This window comes from Amycolatopsis albidoflavus (assembly GCF_039525725.1).
Taxonomy (GTDB): domain Bacteria; phylum Actinomycetota; class Actinomycetes; order Mycobacteriales; family Pseudonocardiaceae; genus Amycolatopsis; species Amycolatopsis albidoflava.
On the sequence record NZ_BAAAHV010000021.1, the window covers coordinates 348,647 to 366,557 of the forward strand.

Here is a 17,911-nt window from a genome sequence, read left to right on the forward strand (position 1 = left end):
CGGACGACATCAGGACCCGCGACGGCGGTTCTGCGGAACGGTTCCGCGCGGGCGGACGCGGCGCGGAGTCGGCCGCGGAGCAGGCATCGAGGAGGCGTGCTGCGGTTCGGGTGCGTCGGCCAGGTGCTGGACGAGCGCCTGGACGGTCAACGCGAGCTGTGCGGGCGTTGTCCGCTCGAAGGCATCCGGGGCGAACTCGAGCCGGCCGAGCGTGCCGGCCGGCCCGGCGGTCGCCCGGACCAGTCCGTCCGGCGAGGTCAGGACAGCTGGAGCGGCGTCGAGACGGGCACGGTCGTCGCCGATGGTGCTCACGGTGGCCCCTCGTGTCGGTTGCGCGTGCCGAGATTAACTCGACCGGGTCACAAGTCACCCTAATGCCAGACGGTGAGTTACTACCCCCGTTTGGCTTCAACGGTTTGCGGCAGCGAATCGCCGCGCCGTCGGCGGGCCAGCAGATATCCGGCCCCGCCCAGCAGATAGAGCGCGGTCGCGACGACCATCAGCTCCGGCGAGTACCCGTTGTCCTTGACGAAGGCCGCCGCGATCGAGACGGCGACTACCTGGGTGATGTTGAACAGGGTGTCGTAGAGCGCGAAGACGCGTCCGCGAGCCTCGTCCGCGACATCGAGCTGTACCGAGGAATCGACGGACAGCCGCAGCACCTGGCCGGTCCCCATGATCAGGAACGACGCGACCACCGCCAACGGCAGCAGCATCGGCAACCCGAGCGCGGCCTGGGTGACCGCTGAGATGAGCAGCGACCCCAGAACCGTCCGAACCCGCCCCAGCGAGCGGATCAGCCTCGCCGTCACCAGTCCCGCGACGAGAATTCCCGCTCCCGCGCACGCGACCAGCTGTCCAAGCCCAGGCAGCCCTGCTCGGAAGATCCCGTCGTCAGTGAAGTAATTGCGCATCAGCAGCACGCTGACCAGCAACGAAATCCCGTACGCGGCGCGATGCGCGAACAACGCCACGAACCCGGCCATGACGCTGGGCGCCCGCCACGCGTGCCGGGCCCCGTCCGCGAGCCCCCGCGCCACCGCCACCACGGGGTTGGTCGGCTCGTCCACGACCGTCGGCCCCAGGACGCCCTTCGCGAACCGATGCGCGAGGAAGGCCGACACCAACGCCCCGACCGCCGCGAACGCCGTGGTCTCCGCCGAGCCGATGTCGCCAGACCCGAACACCGCCCGCAACCCGATCGCGCACCCGCCCCCGACGACCGCGATCGCCGACCCGAGCGTCGCCGCCACCGCGTTCGCGGAAACGACTGCCTTGGGCTCCACGATGTGCGGCAGCGCGGCCGACAACCCAGACCCGATGAACCGGCTGATCCCCTCAGCCAGCAACGCGAGCGAAAACAACCCGATCCCGCCGACCCCGGCCCCCACCGCGAAAACCGACGCCACGATCGCCACGGCCCGCAGGAGATTCGCGAACACGAGCACCCGCCGCCGGTCCCACCGATCGAGCAACGCCCCCGCGAACGGCCCCACCAGCGAATACGGGAGCAGCAGCGCCGCAAACCCCTCCGCAATGGCCAGCGGATCCGTCGCCCGCTCCGGATTGAACAAAACGGCCCCAGCCAACCCGGCCCGGAAAACGCCGTCCCCCCACTGCGCCGCGAACCGCGTGAACAGCAACCGCCGAAACAACGGATCCCGAACCAGCTGCCAACCCAGCCGCCGCTCCCCCACCTTCACCCCGCAACCCTACCGAGACCCCCCGACAAAACCCCCAAAAATGAGACACCCCAACCCCGAAGCTGCCACCCACAAACGGAGCCCCAACACGCCCGCCCAAGAAACCCCGCGACCACGCCGAACAGCCCCGCAGCCCCAACGACACCGCACCTGACCAAGGCAAGAACACCTCCGAAACTGGGGCCAAACAGAGACAGGTCTCCACGAGAGCGAAACCCCCGGAACTCAGCGCATCTGAACGCAATCGACCAGACCACGCCCCCCAACGCCGAAAGAACGACGCAGGGAGCACCAGGCGGGGGACCCACCGACGCGCCGGGAAGGCCCTACGGACCAAGCACCGCAGACCTGACGGACGCCGGCGAACGATGCGCAGGAAGCCCGCCCCGCAGACAAGGACGCGGGGTGACGTGGTGAGTGGAGCGCAGGAACTGCGCCCCGCAGGGAGGATGCGCGCGGTGAGTGGAGTGCCGGAAGTGCGCCCCGCGGGAAGGATGCGCGCGGTGAGTGGAGCGCCGGAAGTGCGCCCTGCAGGAAGGACGAGCGGGGCGAGTGGGGCGCCGGAAGTGCGCCCCGCAGGAAGGACGTACGCCGCAAACCCAGAGGCACGCGGGCGACTGAAGCTCACGAGGCCCGCAGCGCAGGAAACAGAGCATCGGGCACCGGCAGGCGAAGAGTTGCACAGCAGGAAACAAAACAACGCTCCCGCACGCTCCGCGCGCAAGTCACAACCAGAACAAAACCCCCGACCGCAGAACGCAAAGAGCAAGAAACACAACCTGCCCGCCTCGAACGGGCCACCGCCCTTTGCACCGTCGAACGGTTGGCGGCCTGTGGCACCGGAGCGAGGGCGGCTTCGCACCGTCGAACGAGCTGCCACCCGGCGCTATCGAGCGACCTGCGCCCCGGTGCCACTGAGCGAGCTGCGACCCGGTGTCACTGAGCGAGCTGCGACCCGGCGCCATCGAGCGACCTACGCCCCGGCCCTATTGAACGAGCTGCGACCCCACCGCACCAACCGCGCCACCACTCCCACCAGAAAAAACAACACAAAAGCCAACAAACCCTCAGCAACCCACCCCACCCCAGCAACCAGCCAACAACAAAACCGCACCCCTCAACGAAACCCAGCCACCCAGGAAGCCAAAGGGGGCTCCGCCCCCGACCACCCCGAAAACCGCACCGAAGGCACCGCGGGGGTCCGGGGGGCTCGGCCCCCCGGGTACTCGGCGCCGGTGGCAGAGGGAAGGTGCGAAGCACCGAACAGGAGGAGAGAACACCGGCGCACTCGTTTCGCCTCTCGGCGGCTTGGCGCAGTGCGGCTCCGGCCGGACCGGTATTCCGCAAAGGCGGTTCTTCAGTGAGCCCGGGGGACACGAGTGCGCCGGCTCACTGTTCTCAACGGGGCGCGTGGTGCTGGTGTTCCCGTGCCGGGAGGATTTCCCGTGGCGGGTGATGGGATCATGGGTGGCGTGCCAGCGGACGCCGAGGTTGAACCGGGAACGCTCCTGGTCGCCGCACCCACGATGTTCGACCCGAACTTCAAGCGGACCGTGGTGTTCGTGATCGATCATCGGGCGGAGGGCACGCTCGGGGTGGTCTTGAACCGGCCGTCCGATGTTCCGGTGAATGACGTCCTGCCGGGGTGGGGCGCGCACGTCGCCGAACCTCAGTCGGTCTTTGTCGGCGGGCCGGTGGACAAGAAGACCGCGCTTTGTCTCGCCGCGTTGCGGACTGGGGAGACCGCTTCCAGCGTCCCGGGTGTGGTCGCGGTGCGGGGGCCGGTCGCGCTGGTCGATCTGGACAGCGATCCGGAAGTGCTCGTGCCCAAGGTGCGTGGGGTGCGCGTGTTCGCGGGCTACGCCGGATGGGACTCAGGGCAGCTCGCGGGTGAGATCGAGCGCGAGGACTGGGTGATCGTTCCCGCTCTGCCCAGCGACATTCTCGCGCCGCCCAGCCGTGACCTGTGGGGTCAGGTGCTGCGTCGCCAGGGGGTGCCGCTCGCGTTGCTGGCCACTCACCCCGGCGATTTGCAGCGGAATTAAGCCTCGCTGGACTTCTGCAGGACTCCGCAGCCGCCAGCGCCGCACGCGCAGCCGCTGCAGCCGGCCGGGGCCTGCACCGGAGCGGGCACGGTCAGGGCGGCTCGGGCGCCCATCCGGGCTCCGGCGACCACCATCACCAGCAGGCCGAGCAGTCCGACGATCGCGGCGGCCACCAGGCCGGCCGTGGCGGGGATCGCGAGGCCGGCGAGTCCGCAGACGACCGCGGCGGCGCCGCCGGCGAGGGTCGGGATTCCGGCGACCCGGTTGGCGAGCTTGAAGGCCTCTTCGCTGCGCATCGAGGCTTCGGTCCGGACTCCGGCCCCGCCTTCCCTGCTCAGCCGTCCGCGCACGCCGAGGAAACCACCCCAGCCGACGACGACACCAAGGACGATCGGGACGAGCGCGATAGCGAACACCTCTTGAGGATAAGCGTGACCTCGCGGCCATGTCCCGGATACCCTCGTCGGCTGTGCTACGGGCCATGTCTTCGTCCACGCGACACCGGCTGCTCGCCGCCGCCGGGATCGTCACGCTGTCCTTGCTCATCCCCGGAACCAGCGACGCCGCGGACGCCGCGCCGCGGCCGGTCCGGCTGCTCGGCGAGCAGCGGGTGCCGCACAACCTGCAGTTCCAGGGCACGACGGTCGGCGGGTTGTCGTCGATCGACTTCGATCCGCGCACCGGCGGATACGTCTTCATCAGCGACGACCGGTCCGCGATCAACCCGGCCCGCTTCTACACCGCGAAGTTCGACGTCAGCGCCAAGGGTGTGGGACCGGTCACCTTCACCGGTACGCATCCGCTGCTGCGCCCGGACGGCACGCCGTACCCGCCGCTCGCGAAGAACGACCCGGCCGCTCCCCAGAACGAGCAGACGATCGACCCCGAGGAACTGCGCGTCGACCCGTGGACCGGCCATTACGTCTGGTCGCAGGAAGGCGACCGGCTCGCTGACCAGCATCTGATCCAGCCGTCGATCCGCGAAGCCACCCGCGACGGGCACTACCTCCGCGACCTGCCGTTGCCCGCCAACGAGCGGATGACGCCGGACGCCGGTCCGCGCCGAAATTACGTCCTCGAAGGCCTCGCCTACACCGGGTTCGGCACGCTGCTGGCCAGCGAGGTCGAGGCCCCGCTGCTGCAGGACGGTCCGCCGCCCACGCCGACGTCGGGCGCGTTGTCGCGGATCACCCTGCAGAGCCGGTTCGGGCCAGTGCTGGCGCAGTACGCGTACCCGCAGGAGAAGCTTTTCGCCGAGCCGAAGCCCGCCACTGGGTTCGCCGACACCGGCGTCTCCTCGATGCTCGCGGTGAACCAGGCGGATCCGACGAAGTTCCTGATGATGGAGCGGTCCTTCGTTACCGGTGTCGGCAACAAGGTGCGCATCTTCGAGGTTGACACCACCGGCGCGACGAACGTCCTCAACACCCCGTCGCTGACTGCCGCCAAGCACGTCAAGCCGGTGAAGAAGCGGCTGCTGGCCGACCTTTCCGACCTCCCGCTGTCCACTGTGGACAACATCGAGGGGATGACCTGGGGTCCGGCGCTGCCGTCCGGGGAGCGCAGCCTGCTGCTCGTGAGCGACAACAACTTCTCCGCGTCGCAGGTGACCCAGGTCGTCGCTTTGGCGGTCCCGTCGGAACGGCTTTGACCAGCGCGTTACGATGAGTGCATGAACACGGCTCGGCTGCTCCTTGGCCTGCCGCGCTGACCTGGTCCGATGACCGGCTCGGCGCGGCGACCCCTCATGCCTTCTGGCTTGGGGGGTCGAGTTGTTTCTGGGAGTGGCTCGACACGGAGGAAGACGGCGATGACAGGGTCTGACGAGGCCACCGGGGTCGCGGCGAAGAGTGCCGCGGACGCTGAGCACGCCCCGCCGTTCCGCTACACCGCGGAGCTGGCCGGGCAGATCGAGCAGCGCTGGCAGGACCACTGGTCCGACCACGGCACCTACCACGCGCCGAACCCGGTCGGCCCGCTCGCCGACCCGCGCGAGCCGGTGCCCTCGGACAAGCTGTTCGTGCAGGACATGTTCCCGTACCCGTCCGGCTCCGGCCTGCACGTCGGGCACCCGCTGGGCTACATCGGCACCGACGTCTACGCGCGGTATCACCGGATGATCGGCCGGAACGTGCTGCACACGCTGGGTTACGACGCGTTCGGCCTGCCGGCCGAGCAGTACGCGGTGCAGACCGGCACGCACCCGCGCACCACGACCGAGCAGAACATCGCCACCATGCGCCGCCAGCTGAAGCGGCTGGGACTGGGCCACGACGAGCGCCGGTCGATCGAGACGATCGACCCGGACTACTACAAGTGGACCCAGTGGATCTTCCTGCAGATCTTCAACTCCTACTACGACGAGGACGCCCGCAAGGCGCGGCCGATCGAGGAGCTGGAGAAGGCGTACGCCGCGGGCGAGCGCGCGACGCCGGACGGCCGTCCGTGGGTCGAGCTGAGCACCGTCGAGCAGCGCAAGATCATCGACGACCACCGGCTGGTCTACATCTCCGAGGCTCCGGTGAACTGGGCTCCCGGCCTGGGCACCGTCGTCGCGAACGAGGAGGTGACCGCGGACGGCCGCAGCGATCGCGGCAACTTCCCGGTGTTCCGCAAGAGCCTGCGCCAGTGGATGATGCGGATCACCGCGTACGCCGACCGCCTGGTCGACGACCTGGACCTGCTGGACTGGCCGGACAAGGTCAAGTCCATGCAGCGCAACTGGGTCGGCCGCTCGCAGGGCGCGCGCGTCTCGTTCGCCGCGGGCTCGCCGGAAAAGACCGAGAAGATCGAGGTCTTCACCACCCGTCCGGACACCCTGTTCGGCGCCACCTACATGGTGATCGCGCCGGAGCACCCGCTGGTCGAGAAGCTGACCGCGGCGCAGTGGCCGGGCGAGCACCCGGAGAGCTGGACCGGCGGCGCGAAGACGCCCGCCGAGGCCATCGCCGCCTACCGGGCCGCCGCCTCCCGCAAGTCCGATCTGGACCGGCAGGAGAACAAGGAGAAGACCGGCGTCTTCACCGGCAGCTACGCGGTGAACCCGGTCAACGGCAAGGAAATCCCGGTCTTCGTCGGCGACTACGTGCTGATGGGCTACGGCACCGGCGCGATCATGGCGGTGCCCGCACAGGACCAGCGCGACTACGACTTCGCGAAGAAGTTCGAGCTGGAGATCGTCCGCACGGTCGACCCCGGCGAGGGCTTCGAGGGCGAGGCGTTCACCGGAGACGGCCCGGCGATCAACTCCGCCAACGACACCGTCGACCTGAACGGCATGGGCGTCGCCGACGCCAAGAAGACGATCATCGCCTGGCTGGAGGACCGCGGCGCGGGCGAGGGCACCGTGCAGTACAAGCTGCGCGACTGGCTGTTCGCCCGCCAGCGCTACTGGGGCGAGCCGTTCCCGATCGTCTACGACGAGAACAACCTGCCGATCGCGCTGCCCGAGGACCAGTTGCCGGTCGTGCTGCCGGAGGTCGACGACTACTCGCCGAAGACCTTCGACCCGGACGATGCCGATTCCGAGCCGTCGCCGCCGCTGTCGCGCGCGAAGGACTGGGTCGAGGTCACCCTGGACCTGGGCGACGGGCCGAAGAAGTACCGCCGCGACACCAACGTCATGCCGCAGTGGGCCGGTTCCTGCTGGTACCAGCTGCGCTACGTCGACCCGTCGAGCGAGGACGTGTTCTGCGCGCCGGAGAACGAGGCGTACTGGCTGGGCCCGCGCCCGGCCGAGCACGGCGGGGACGACCCGGGCGGCGTCGACCTGTACGTCGGCGGCGTCGAGCACGCGGTGCTGCACCTGCTGTACTCCCGCTTCTGGCACAAGGTGCTGTACGACTTGGGCCACGTCTCCTCGAAGGAGCCGTACCGCCGCCTGTTCAACCAGGGCTACATCGAGGCGTTCGCCTACACCGACAAGCGCGGTGTGTACGTGCCTGCTGAGGACGTCGTCGAGCGCGACGGCAAGTTCTTCTTCGGCGACGAAGAGGTCAAGCAGGAATACGGCAAGATGGGCAAGAGCCTGAAGAACGCCGTGACGCCGGACGAAATGTCGGACACCTACGGCGCGGACACCTTCCGCGTGTACGAGATGTCGATGGGTCCGCTGGACATGTCGCGGCCGTGGGCGACCAAGGACGTCGTCGGCGCGCACCGGTTCCTGCAGCGGCTGTGGCGGCTGCTGGTCGACGAGCAGACCGGCGAACTGCGGGTCTCGGCGGACGAGGCGACCGAGGCGGACCGGAAGCTGGTGCATCGCACCATCGCCGGGGTCCGCGAGGACTACGCGGAGATGCGGTTCAACACCGCCGGCGCGAAGCTGATCGAGCTGAACAACCACCTGACCAAGGTTTACGGCTCGGCTGCCGGAACCCCGCGCGAGGTCGCCGAACCGCTGGTGCTGCTGCTGGCTCCGCTGGCCCCGCACGTCGCCGAGGAGCTGTGGCACCGGATGGGCCACGCGGACTCGCTGGTGCACGGGCCGTTCCCGGTCGTGGACGAGAAGTACCTGGTCGAGGACTCGGTCGAGTACCCGATCCAGGTCAACGGCAAGGTCCGCTCGCGGATCACCGTGCCCGCGGACGCGAAGAACGACGCGGTGCAGGCGACCGCGCTGGCGGACGAGAAGATCGCCGCGCTGGTCGGCGACAAGACGCCGCGCAAGGTGATCGTGGTGCCGGGCCGGCTGGTCAACATCGTGCTCTGAAAAAGCTCGTTCCGGCCCGGGAGCCGATCCCGGGCCGGTACTGTGCTTTCCGTGCGTAACCGAGCGATCACCGCGGTAACGGCGAGCATTGTCGCAGTGGCGGCAGTGCTTTCCGGGTGCGCCGTCGCGCCCGCTCCGCCGCCGGGGAAACCCGCGCCGCGGCTGCCGGCGGATTCGATCGCTTACGACACGCTGCCGGTCATCACGAGCCGCCCGAAGCTGTTCCCTGGCGACTGTTCACAGCTCGAAAAGAACCCGCAGTTGCTGGCCTCCCTCGGCGGCAGTTCGCCGATGTACAACCCGTATGCCAAGGCCTGCGTCCTGAAACGGTCGGCGGGCACGCAGGTCGAGATCGGCTCGATGGACCCGGACCAGCGCATCCCGGAGCCGTGGCCCGGCTGGTGGAAGGTCTACGACTACAGCGTCTACCACTTCCGCCGGATGCTGGTGCTGGATCGCTATTACGCGGTTTCCCAGCTCCAGGGATACGGCTGCGTGGTGGCGGTGAACACCGGTTCGCTGCAGGTCGTCACCGTCCGGGTCGGCACCGAAGCGGGCCGCGGACCGGTCCCCGGCGACAATCTCGACGTCGATCGCCAGACCGCTCAGCAGTTCTGCCCGGACGCGCAGAAGGCCGCCGAGGACTACCTGAACACGGTCGACCCCGGCGGCGGCTCGCTGGCCGGCTGACCCGCGGTCACGCCGCTTCCCGCGTGCCCGCCCGCCAGATCGCGACCCCGGCGAGGCCGATCCACACCACCAGCGACGTGGCCAGCGCGACCGGTCCGTGCTTGGCGATCCCCGCGAGCTGCCGCGCGGGTTCGGCCGGATCGACCCATCCCGCGTAGTCGATGCCGCTCTGCAGGAACACGAACAGCAGCGACAGCAGGACGTAGGCGGTGATCGATCCGGCGGTGTTGGGGATCAGCCAGCCGATGGTGACCGCGAGCAGGGTCATGCAGAACCCGCCGAGCAGAATCGTCGCGACCATCGCGCCCGGCCGGGCGTCGAGCAGGAACTGGGTGTCGTATCCGTCGAGCTGGTTGCGGTAGTAGGTGAAGGTCATCAGCAGGTTCAGCCCGGAGGTGACCAGCCAGACCCCGATCGCGATGGTGGCCTGCGCGAGCACGTAGCGCAGCCGCGACGGCTGGGCGAGCAGGGTCGGCTGCGCGCTGCGGTAATGCCATTCCGCGGCGATCAGCTTCACGAGGACGACGTTCATCAGCACCGCGCCGAGCCGGATCGTGAGGAACACCGGCAGCAGCTGCTTGTCGAGCGTGTAGTCGCGCAGTCCGCCCTGCAAGAACAGCAACGACAACGCCACCAACAGGATCGGCGCCGAGATCACCAGGATCTTGTCCGCCACCGTCGCGGTCATCTTCCGCAACTCGACGCCCACCACGGTGCCGAACGACGCGCGCCGCTGCGCCGGGGCCTGCCACGCGGGCGCCTGTGCCGGGATCATCGGGCTCCTCCGGTGAGCCGGAAGAAAAGCTCTTCCAGATTCTGCTGTTCCTCGCGCAGCTCCAGCACCTGCACGCGGGCGCCGAACGCGAGGTCGGACACCTGTTTCATCGGGGCGGCGACGGACACCCCGTCCACGCTGGTCTGGCGCAGTTCGAGCCTGGCCTGGCTCAGCGCGGAGGTCAGCCGGGGCAGGTCGGTGGTGCGGATGAGCGTGCGGGCCGGTCCGGCGAAGCTCTCCAGCGGACCGTCGGCGACGACGCGGCCCTGGCCGATCATCACCACGCGGTCCGCGGTCTGGTCCACTTCGGACAGCACGTGGCTGGACAGCAGCACGGTGCCGCCGCGCTGGGCGTACCCGCGCAGCAACTGCCTGGTGGAGCGGATGCCGTCCGGATCGAGGCCGTTGATCGGTTCGTCGAGGATCAGCACCGGCGGATCGCACAGCAGCGCCTGCGCGATGCCGAGCCGCTGCCGCATGCCGAGGCTGTACTTGCCGATCCGCCGGTTCGCCGCGTCGGAGAGGCCGACCTGCCCGAGCACCTGGTCCACCCGGGCGGCGGGCAGCCGCATCAGTTTCGCGGCGTTGCGCAGGTGATGCCTGCCGGTGCGCCCGGGGTGCACGGCGGACGCGTCGAGCAGCACGCCCGCGACGTGCGCCGGATTGGGCCATTCGCCGAAGCGGCGGCCGGCGATGGTCGCGGTGCCGGACGTCGGCGTGGTCAGGCCGCAGATCATCCGCAGCGTGGTTGATTTCCCGGCGCCGTTCGGTCCGAGGAACGCGGTCACCGTGCCCGGCCGCAGGCTGAACGACACAGTGTCGACCACGCGACGTTGGCTGTAGACCTTCACCAGCTCTTGGACGTGCAGCAACCCGTCCCCCTCCCCGTTTTCCCGCTGGCAGGAGTTTGTCACACGCTGTGGCCGCCCGGGTGCGGAATCGAACCGCCACGGCCGAAAGACGCCAGCTTCGCCCGTCGTCCGGCGCTTCGATGGTTGAAAGCGAAACAAACGGAAAGGACGGACATGAACCTCGACGGCAAAGTGGCGCTGGTGACTGGTGGGAGCCGCGGAATCGGTGCGGCGACGGCACTGCGGCTCGCCGAGGCTGGGGCGGATGTGGTGCTCACCTACGCGGTGAACGCCGAGCAAGCGGCCGAAGTGGTCGACCGGATCAAGGCGCTCGGGCGGCGTGCGCTCGCCGTGGGCGCGGACAACGCCGATACGGCCGCGGTCGAAGCGGCGGTGGAAGCGGCGGTCGCCGAGTTCGGGCGGCTGGACGTGCTGGTCAACAACGCGGGCGTCGGTTTCGTCGGGCCGCTGGAGCAGACCGGGATGGACGACGTCGACCGCGTGCTCGCGGTGAACGTGCGCGGGGTTTTGGCAGCGACGAAGGCGGCGGCCAAGCACCTCGGCGAAGGCGGCCGGGTGATCACGATCGGCAGCTGCGTGACCGACCGCGTGCCGGGACCGGGGATGGTGCTGTACGCGGTCAGCAAGTCCGCGATGGTCGGGCTGACCAAGGCGCTGGCCCGCGAACTGGCCGCGAACGGCGTGACGGTGAACCTGGTGCACCCGGGGCCGACCGACACCGAAATGAACCCGGCCGACGGCCCGTACGCCGCGGACCAGGCGTCGATGACCGCGGCCGGCCGGTACGGCAAGCCCGCGGAAGTGGCCGACACGGTGGCCTTCCTCGCCTCGCCGGCCAGCGCGTACGTGACCGGCTCGACCATCTCGGTCGACGGCGGCCACGCGGCCTAATCGGAGTAGAGGCCGACGTCGCGGGCGAGGTCGGTGAGCATGGCCTCGAACAGCACGTCCGGCTTGGACACCGGGATCGGGTAGTTGCCGAACACCTCGAGGGTCACGTGGCCGTAGAGCCGCGCCCAGAAGGTGATCATCAGGTAGGTGAGCCCGAGGTCCAGCTTCTCCGGCGGGATTTCCCGCCCGGATTCCTTGAGCACCGTCAGCAGGTCTTCCTGGAACGCGGTGAGGTCGTCGCGGAGTTCGGGCGGGACCACGTCGTTCGGCGGCATGACCAGGTCGTGCTGGGCGAGCACGTGGCCCGCCGCGGCGAGGAAGATCTTGCCGAACGGCTCGTCCAGCCTGCGCAGCGCGCTGCCGGTCGCGGTGCCGGTGGCCCCGGTCGGCGACGCGAACACCAGCGTGAATTCCTTGGTGTGGGTCAGCGCCCAGCGGCGGAAGCCTTTGCAGATCTGGAACAGCTGCAGCAGGCCCTCGTCCTTCAGTTCCGCGATGTCCTCGGCGAGTTCGGCGGCGAGGTCGGTGCAGACGTCGAGGCGGAGGTTCTCCAGCAGGTCGTCGCGGGATTCGTAGTAGCGGTACAGGGCCGGTGCGGTGATCCCCAGCTCCCGGGCGATGGCCCGCAGCGTCACGGCTTCCGGGCCTTGGCCTACCAGCAGTTTCCGCGCGGTCCGGCGGATGTCCGATTCGGTAGCCGCTCGCGCGCGACCCCTGCGTGTGGGGCTGCTCATTCGGGCAGTCTAGGTGGTCTGGACACCGATTCAGGCGCTGGCGCGCGAATCGGGTCGGTGCCGACGCCGATCACTCGGGGGGCTACGTGATCGGCGCCGGCGACCCGATGCCCTCTCCGGTGCGCTTCCGGTCGGGGCAACGTCATCGGCTCAAGGCCAGTGACGCTCGAAGAAGAGCGAAGGCCGCCGCAGAAGTGACGCCTGGGGGATACGGATCCCCCGATCGAGTGACGGCCAGACGCTGTTCCGCCTGATTGTCGCACTGAGCGCCGAGAAAGTTACAAACGCTTTCACTTTCGGGCACAGATGGCGGAAAGGACGGGTCATGGCAGAGTGGCGGCATGAGTGCTGCGGTGCTGGTAGTCGGGTCCGCGAATGCCGATTTGGTGGTGCCGGTCGACCGTCGTCCCGGCGGTGGCGAGACGGTACTGGGCGGCGACACCGCGTTGTCTCCCGGCGGCAAGGGCGCGAATACCGCGGTCGCGGCGGGAAAACTCGGCGCGGACGTCGCGTTGCTCGGGGCGGTCGGCGACGATCCCTATGGTCGATTGCTGCGGGATTCGTTGTCCAATGCGGGTGTCGATACGCAATTCGTTCGTACTGTTGATCGGCCTACCGGAATCGCCTACATCACCGTGACTCCGGACGGGGAAAACTCAATCCTCGTCTCCCCTGGCGCGAACTCCGCGCTGGAACCCGGCGACATCACCGACGAGGCGCTGGACGGCGTCCGGGTGCTCGTCGCCTCGCTGGAAGTGCCGCTGCCGACGATCGAACGCGCGGTGGTTCGGGCGCGCGAGAACGGCGTGCGCGTGCTGCTGAACCTCTCGCCGGCGGCCGAGGTGTCGCCGGAAACTCTGGCCGCGCTGGACGTCCTGCTGGTCAACGAGCACGAGGCCGCCTACCTGCTCGGCTCGGAAGACGCTGACCCACGCAAACTGCTCGAACTCGGCCCGCGCGCGGCCGTGGTCACGCTCGGGGCCAAGGGTGCGGCGGTGATTGAGGGCGACAAGTCGACAACCGTCGAGTCGCCGAAGGTGGAAGCGGTCGACACGACGGGCGCGGGCGACGCGTTCGCCGGTGCGCTGGCCGCGGCCCTTGCCGATGGCGCTGACCTGGTCGAAGCCGCCGAGCGAGCAGTGAAAGTCGCCGCGGTGACGGTGACCCGGCATGGTGCTCAGCCGTCGTATCCGACGGCCGCCGAGCTGGAATGAGCCGCGCCCGGGCCGTGTTGTGGCTCACGTGGGCGATTCGTTCGGTTCAGCGTGGTGGCAGGGGTACGCGACCCGGTTGCGGAGGATTGCGGCAGCGCGTGATCCGCTCGCGTTGATGCCGCTCGACGAGACGCTCGCCGCGCTGGGGCGGACGGCGGAAACCTACGAGGGGCTCCGCAAGGTCCCGGTCGACGGAGTGGTGGGGTCGCTCGCGCGTGCCGAGGATTTCGACCGACTGTTCCGGCCCCGCAACCGCGCGCTGCGGGAGCGTTGGCGGGCGATCGCCGACGCCGTCGGGGAGCTTCCGCCGGTGCGGCTCGTGCGGCTGGGCGACATGTACTTCGTGGAAGACGGGCACCACCGGATCGCGCTGGCCAGGGCGCGCGGTGCGGACGCGGTCCTCGCCGAAGTGCGGTCGGTCTGCACAGTCGCGTTCGCGATGCGCTGCCTGACGCTGGCGGATCTGCCGTCGAAGCGGGCCGAACGGATGTTCCTGGAGCGCGTCCCGCTGGCTGACGCCGACCGGACCGACCTGTGGCTGGACGATCCCGCCGACTGGTTCCGGCTCGCGGACTCGGCGGAGGCGTGGGGTTTCCGGCAGACTTTGCGGGGCCGGGTGCTGCGCGACCGCGCGGAACTGGCCGGCGCGTGGTGGCACGAGGAGGTGCGTCCGGTGGTCGAACGGGTGCGAAATCGGGAAACGGGTGCGGCGCCCCGGGAGATCGCCGTCTACGTGAGCTATGGTCTAGACCATGTCTGAGAGTGCCGCCGCTCCGGCCGAGTCCGCTGTCGCTTCCTCGCTGACCGGGGTCGCGGTGAGCCCCGGACGCGCGAGCGGACCCGTCGTGCGGGTCGCCGAGCCGCTCGGGGAACCCGCCAGCACGCCCGCGCCGGAGGACCCGGCGGCGGAGGCGGCCCGGATCGAGCCCGCCGCGCAGGCGGTCGCCGCGCGGCTGGAAGCGCAGGCCGAGGCCGCGACCGGCGAGGCCGCGACGATCCTCATCACCACCGCCGCGATGGCCGCCGACCCGGCGCTCGCCGCTCAGGCTCAACAGCTGGTGACGGCGCGGAACCTACCCGCGGCCCGCGCCGTCTACCAGGCCGCCGAAGGCTTCGCCGACGCATTGGCGGCCGCCGGCGGATACATGGCCGAGCGGGTCCGCGACGTCCGTGACGTGCGCGACCGGCTCGTCGCCGAACTGCTCGGCGTCGCCCCGCCCGGGGTGCCCGAGCTGACGTCGCCGAGCGTGCTCGTCGCCCGCGACCTCGCGCCGGCCGACACCGCGGGGCTCGACCCGGCGAAGGTGCTCGCGCTGGTCACCGAAGAGGGCGGCCCGACGAGCCACACCGCGATTCTCGCGCGGGCGCTGGGAATTCCGGCGGTCGTCGCGGTGCGCGGGCTGCTGGCCTCCGACGCGAAGGCGCTGTCGGTCGACGGCGACACCGGCGTGATCGAAGCGGTCGACCCGTCCGCGCCGATCGTCACCGCCGCCGCTTCCGGCCCGGCCGAATGGAACGGCGTCGGCGAGCTGTCCGACGGGCACCGGGTGAAGGTGTACGGCAACGTCGGCTCCCCGGCCGACGCGCAGGCCGCCGCGGACGCGGGGGCCGAGGGCGTCGGACTGTTCCGCACCGAATTCTGCTACCTCGACGCGCCGGCCGAGCCGTCCGTCGAAGAGCAGCGAAAAGCTTATGCCGCAGTGCTTTCGCCGTTCCGCGGCAAGCCGGTCATCGTGCGCACGCTGGACGCGGGCGCGGACAAACCGCTCGCGTTCCTGTCCCCGGACGACGAGCCCAACCCGGCGCTCGGCGTCCGCGGCCTGCGGATCGCGTTCGACCGGCCGGAGGTGCTCGACCGGCAGCTCGAAGCCATCGCGGGCGCGGCGGAGGATTCCGGCGCGGAGGTTTCGGTGATGGCCCCGATGGTCGGCACCGTCGAGGAAGCCGCCTGGTTCGCCGAGCGCGTGCGCGCCGCCGGGATCGCGCGCGCGGGCGTGATGATCGAGATTCCCGCCGCCGCGGTTTTGGCGCAGGAGATTCTCGGCGTGGTCGATTTCGTGTCCGTCGGCACCAACGACCTGGCCCAGTACACCTTCGCCGCGGACCGCCAGCTCGGTGCGGTCGCGAAGCTGAACGACCCGTGGCAGCCCGGTTTGCTGCGCCTGCTGAAGCTGATCGGCGACGCGGCGGAAGCGACCGGCAAACCGGCGGGCGTGTGCGGCGAGGCGGCGGCCGACCCGCGGCTCGCGCTGGTGCTGGCCGGGCTCGGCCTGACCAGTCTGTCGATGAACGCCCCGGCGGTCCGCGCGGTCGGCGCGAGCCTGGCGACGGTGTCGCGGGAGCGGGCGCACGAGATCGCGGCGGCGGCGCTCGCCACCGCCGATCCGGCCGCGGCCCGCAAAGCCGTCGCGGACGCGGTCTCGGCATAAGGGGACGCCGGACCCGGGAGAGAGATGGGGTACCGGATCCGGCGCCGGACGCTGGTCAGCCGAAGATGCCCCGCCGAGGGTGGCGGATGACCAGCGAGCCTCCGTGGACGCGGCCGGTCAGCACGTAGCGCGGGGTGCCCGCGCGGCCGTTGCTGCCGGTCTTGTCGTCGAGCGAGCCGAACTTGATCTCGGTGATCGAGTTGTAGTCCACCGCCGCGTGCTGCGGGATGATCAGCTCGACCGAACCCCACTTCGAGTCGAGTTCGATCTGCACGACCGGGGTGGCGACGCGGGCTTCGGTGAAGTCGAGCTTGGTGCTGCCGTACTTGTTGCGCACCACCATCGCGGCCGGGACCTGCCACGGGCCGCTGCGCTGCAGTGACGAGTACTTGGCGTTGAGTTCGAGCCGCCTGCCCAGCCCGTAGTTCGGCCCGTAGCCGGGCGGCTCGGGCAGCGGCGCGTACTGCGGGGCAGCGCCGGGGTGGACCAGCCCGGGCAGGTCGGCGAGGACGGTGTTGAGCTCGCCGCGGGTGCGGGCCGCGAGCGCCTGGTCGGTGCGTTCGGTGAACTCGTCGAGGGTGAGCATCCCCTGCCCGATCGCCTTCTGCAGCACTCCGACCACGTGTTCGCGCTCGTCGTCGGACACCCGGATGTCGCGCTCGGTCAACGGCTTGGTCTCGGTCGCGGGCTGCGCGGCGATCGTCTCTTCCTCGGCCATGGCTTCGATGGTAGAACTCGATTTCCGCTGGCAGATCGGGGAAAAACCCTGAACGGACCCGTATCCCGCGCGACGGTCGCCCTGGTCGCGGCCTGCTGCCTGCTGACCGCCTGCACGAGCGGGGTTCCCGCACCCGCGCCGGTCACCTCGTCGGCACGCCCGACCCCGACCACGCCCCCACCGACCGGCCTCGACGGCGGCGTCGCGACCGGCGGCATCGGCGTGGAGCTGCTGCTGGCCACGTCGCCGCCGACAGTGTTCGACTCCGATTCGGGCGTGCGCGGAACCCTGCCCGGCGTTCCGGGCGGGGAGCGGGCGGTCTCGGTGCTGCGCGTCGGCCACACCCCGGTCGTGCTGACCGCGCCGATCTGCTCGCAGGCCACCTGCGATCCGGCCGAAGTGTTTGTCTACCTGGGACTTTCGGCCCCGCGGTCGCTCGGCAAAGCGGTGAGTGCGGCACCGGGCGCGGACGGCACCAGCGTGTGGCTGATCCGCCAGGACGGCCCGGACCTCTGCCGGCTGGAACACGTCGCGCTCACCGGCGTCTCCTTCGGCCGGGGCACGGTGGCGGCGTGCCGCACGGTGGTCCGGGTGGAGACATCGCACGGGTTGCTGATCACCGTCGGCGGCGGCACCGCGGAGACGGTCGACGTCCTGATCGACCCGGAAACCGGGCGTACCGTGCAGCAATCGCCGCGAATCCTCGCTGCGGCAGGCGACCGGCTCCTTCTCGGCGGACTCACCGACCTCACCGTGCTCAACCTGCGCGACGGAGCGCGGAAACCGGTGACCCTGCCGGTGCCGCAGCCCAATCCGTACGTGCTGCCCAGCCGGGACGGCACCCTGGCCGTGGTCGATTTCGGCACCCCGTCGTTCGCCGGGACCAGCACGCAGACCCGGGACCTGTGGCTGTTGAACCTGACCGACGGCACCTGGCAGCAGGCTCCGTCGATGCCGTACTCGACGGAGAACCTGAAGCATTCCGGCCTGGAGTGGACCGGGGCCGGCGACCTGGTCGTGGACGACGGGGTGGTCGCGGCGTGGCATCCGGGCGAACCGGCTTGGCGGCTGGGGAAGGCGAAACTCTCCGCGGCGCAGCAGGCCGCCGGCGTCGCGACTTCCTGACGTT

Annotated in this window: 16 protein-coding genes; 9 read left to right on the forward strand and 7 right to left on the reverse strand. The window is 70.1% G+C overall.

Translation table 11 applies throughout. The features are described 5' to 3' along the window. Positions 1-9: 9 nt before the first annotated feature. Positions 10-312, reverse strand: coding sequence for a hypothetical protein (locus ABD156_RS32265; RefSeq protein WP_344282493.1), 303 nt, complete (start codon positions 310-312; stop codon positions 10-12). Between the two features lie 80 nt (positions 313-392). Continuing rightward, positions 393-1,703, reverse strand: coding sequence for an MFS transporter (locus ABD156_RS32270; protein WP_344282496.1), 1,311 nt, complete (start codon positions 1,701-1,703; stop codon positions 393-395). Positions 1,704-3,166: 1,463 nt separating this feature from the next. Here ABD156_RS32270 and ABD156_RS32275 point away from each other — a divergent pair. Continuing rightward, entirely contained in the window at positions 3,167-3,748 is a 582-nt protein-coding gene (locus ABD156_RS32275) for a YqgE/AlgH family protein (protein WP_037809108.1), read from the forward strand. Here the strand turns inward: ABD156_RS32275 and ABD156_RS32280 are convergent. Further along, entirely contained in the window at positions 3,745-4,164 is a 420-nt protein-coding gene (locus tag ABD156_RS32280; RefSeq protein ID WP_344282501.1) for an SdpI family protein, read from the reverse strand. The genes ABD156_RS32275 and ABD156_RS32280 overlap by 4 nt on opposite strands. 65 nt (positions 4,165-4,229) lie before the next feature. Between ABD156_RS32280 and ABD156_RS32285 the strand changes: the two genes are divergently transcribed. The 3 genes from ABD156_RS32285 (at position 4,230) to ABD156_RS32295 (ending at position 9,149) form a co-directional block, all read left to right on the forward strand. Next, positions 4,230-5,399: an esterase-like activity of phytase family protein gene (locus ABD156_RS32285; protein WP_344282504.1), complete on the forward strand. Its 1,170-nt coding sequence runs from the start codon at positions 4,230-4,232 to the stop codon at positions 5,397-5,399. Between the two features lie 159 nt (positions 5,400-5,558). Next, a complete protein-coding gene (leuS, locus tag ABD156_RS32290) occupies positions 5,559-8,459 on the forward strand; it encodes a leucine--tRNA ligase (RefSeq protein ID WP_344282507.1) in 2,901 nt (966 codons plus the stop codon). A 51-nt stretch (positions 8,460-8,510) separates the two neighbouring features. Further along, positions 8,511-9,149 carry a hypothetical protein gene (locus ABD156_RS32295; protein WP_344282510.1) on the forward strand — a complete coding sequence of 213 codons (639 nt, stop codon included), beginning with the start codon at positions 8,511-8,513 and terminating at the stop codon, positions 9,147-9,149. A gap of 7 nt (positions 9,150-9,156) precedes the next feature. On the opposite strand, the gene ABD156_RS32300 is transcribed toward ABD156_RS32295, so the two are convergent. Together ABD156_RS32300 and ABD156_RS32305 are read right to left on the reverse strand one after the other, a co-directional pair. After that, complete coding sequence (locus ABD156_RS32300) at positions 9,157-9,924, reverse strand: hypothetical protein (protein ID WP_344282514.1); 768 nt, start codon at positions 9,922-9,924, stop codon at positions 9,157-9,159. Further along, positions 9,921-10,796, reverse strand: a complete 876-nt coding sequence (locus tag ABD156_RS32305; RefSeq protein ID WP_344282517.1) for an ABC transporter ATP-binding protein — start codon at positions 10,794-10,796, stop codon at positions 9,921-9,923. Before ABD156_RS32305 ends, ABD156_RS32300 begins: the two co-directional genes overlap by 4 nt. Positions 10,797-10,949: 153 nt before the next feature. Here ABD156_RS32305 and ABD156_RS32310 point away from each other — a divergent pair, with 153 nt between their 5' ends. Further along, on the forward strand, positions 10,950-11,687 hold the full coding sequence (locus tag ABD156_RS32310; protein WP_344282519.1) for a 3-oxoacyl-ACP reductase family protein: 738 nt from the start codon (positions 10,950-10,952) through the stop codon (positions 11,685-11,687). Here ABD156_RS32310 and ABD156_RS32315 read toward each other — a convergent pair. Continuing rightward, on the reverse strand, positions 11,684-12,421 hold the full coding sequence (locus ABD156_RS32315; protein ID WP_344282522.1) for a TetR/AcrR family transcriptional regulator: 738 nt from the start codon (positions 12,419-12,421) through the stop codon (positions 11,684-11,686). The two genes, ABD156_RS32310 and ABD156_RS32315, sit on opposite strands and share 4 nt — an antisense overlap. Before the next feature lie 341 nt (positions 12,422-12,762). Here ABD156_RS32315 and ABD156_RS32320 point away from each other — a divergent pair, with 341 nt between their 5' ends. Genes ABD156_RS32320 through ptsP form a run of 3 tightly spaced genes read left to right on the forward strand, consistent with a single transcriptional unit; the run spans position 12,763 to position 16,064 of the window. After that, on the forward strand, positions 12,763-13,635 hold the full coding sequence (locus ABD156_RS32320; RefSeq protein ID WP_344282525.1) for a ribokinase: 873 nt from the start codon (positions 12,763-12,765) through the stop codon (positions 13,633-13,635). Positions 13,636-13,663: 28 nt separating this feature from the next. Beyond that, entirely contained in the window at positions 13,664-14,395 is a 732-nt protein-coding gene (locus ABD156_RS32325; RefSeq protein WP_344282528.1) for a hypothetical protein, read from the forward strand. Next, positions 14,388-16,064 carry a phosphoenolpyruvate--protein phosphotransferase gene (gene ptsP / locus ABD156_RS32330; protein WP_344282531.1) on the forward strand — a complete coding sequence of 559 codons (1,677 nt, stop codon included), beginning with the start codon at positions 14,388-14,390 and terminating at the stop codon, positions 16,062-16,064. Before ABD156_RS32325 ends, ptsP begins: the two co-directional genes overlap by 8 nt. Positions 16,065-16,119: 55 nt before the next feature. Here the strand turns inward: ptsP and ABD156_RS32335 are convergent, their stop codons facing one another. After that, positions 16,120-16,782: a DUF1707 SHOCT-like domain-containing protein gene (locus tag ABD156_RS32335; RefSeq protein WP_344282534.1), complete on the reverse strand. Its 663-nt coding sequence runs from the start codon at positions 16,780-16,782 to the stop codon at positions 16,120-16,122. A gap of 222 nt (positions 16,783-17,004) precedes the next feature. Here ABD156_RS32335 and ABD156_RS32340 point away from each other — a divergent pair, with 222 nt between their 5' ends. Next, positions 17,005-17,907 carry a hypothetical protein gene (locus tag ABD156_RS32340; RefSeq protein ID WP_344282537.1) on the forward strand — a complete coding sequence of 301 codons (903 nt, stop codon included), beginning with the start codon at positions 17,005-17,007 and terminating at the stop codon, positions 17,905-17,907. Positions 17,908-17,911 lie beyond the last annotated feature (4 nt).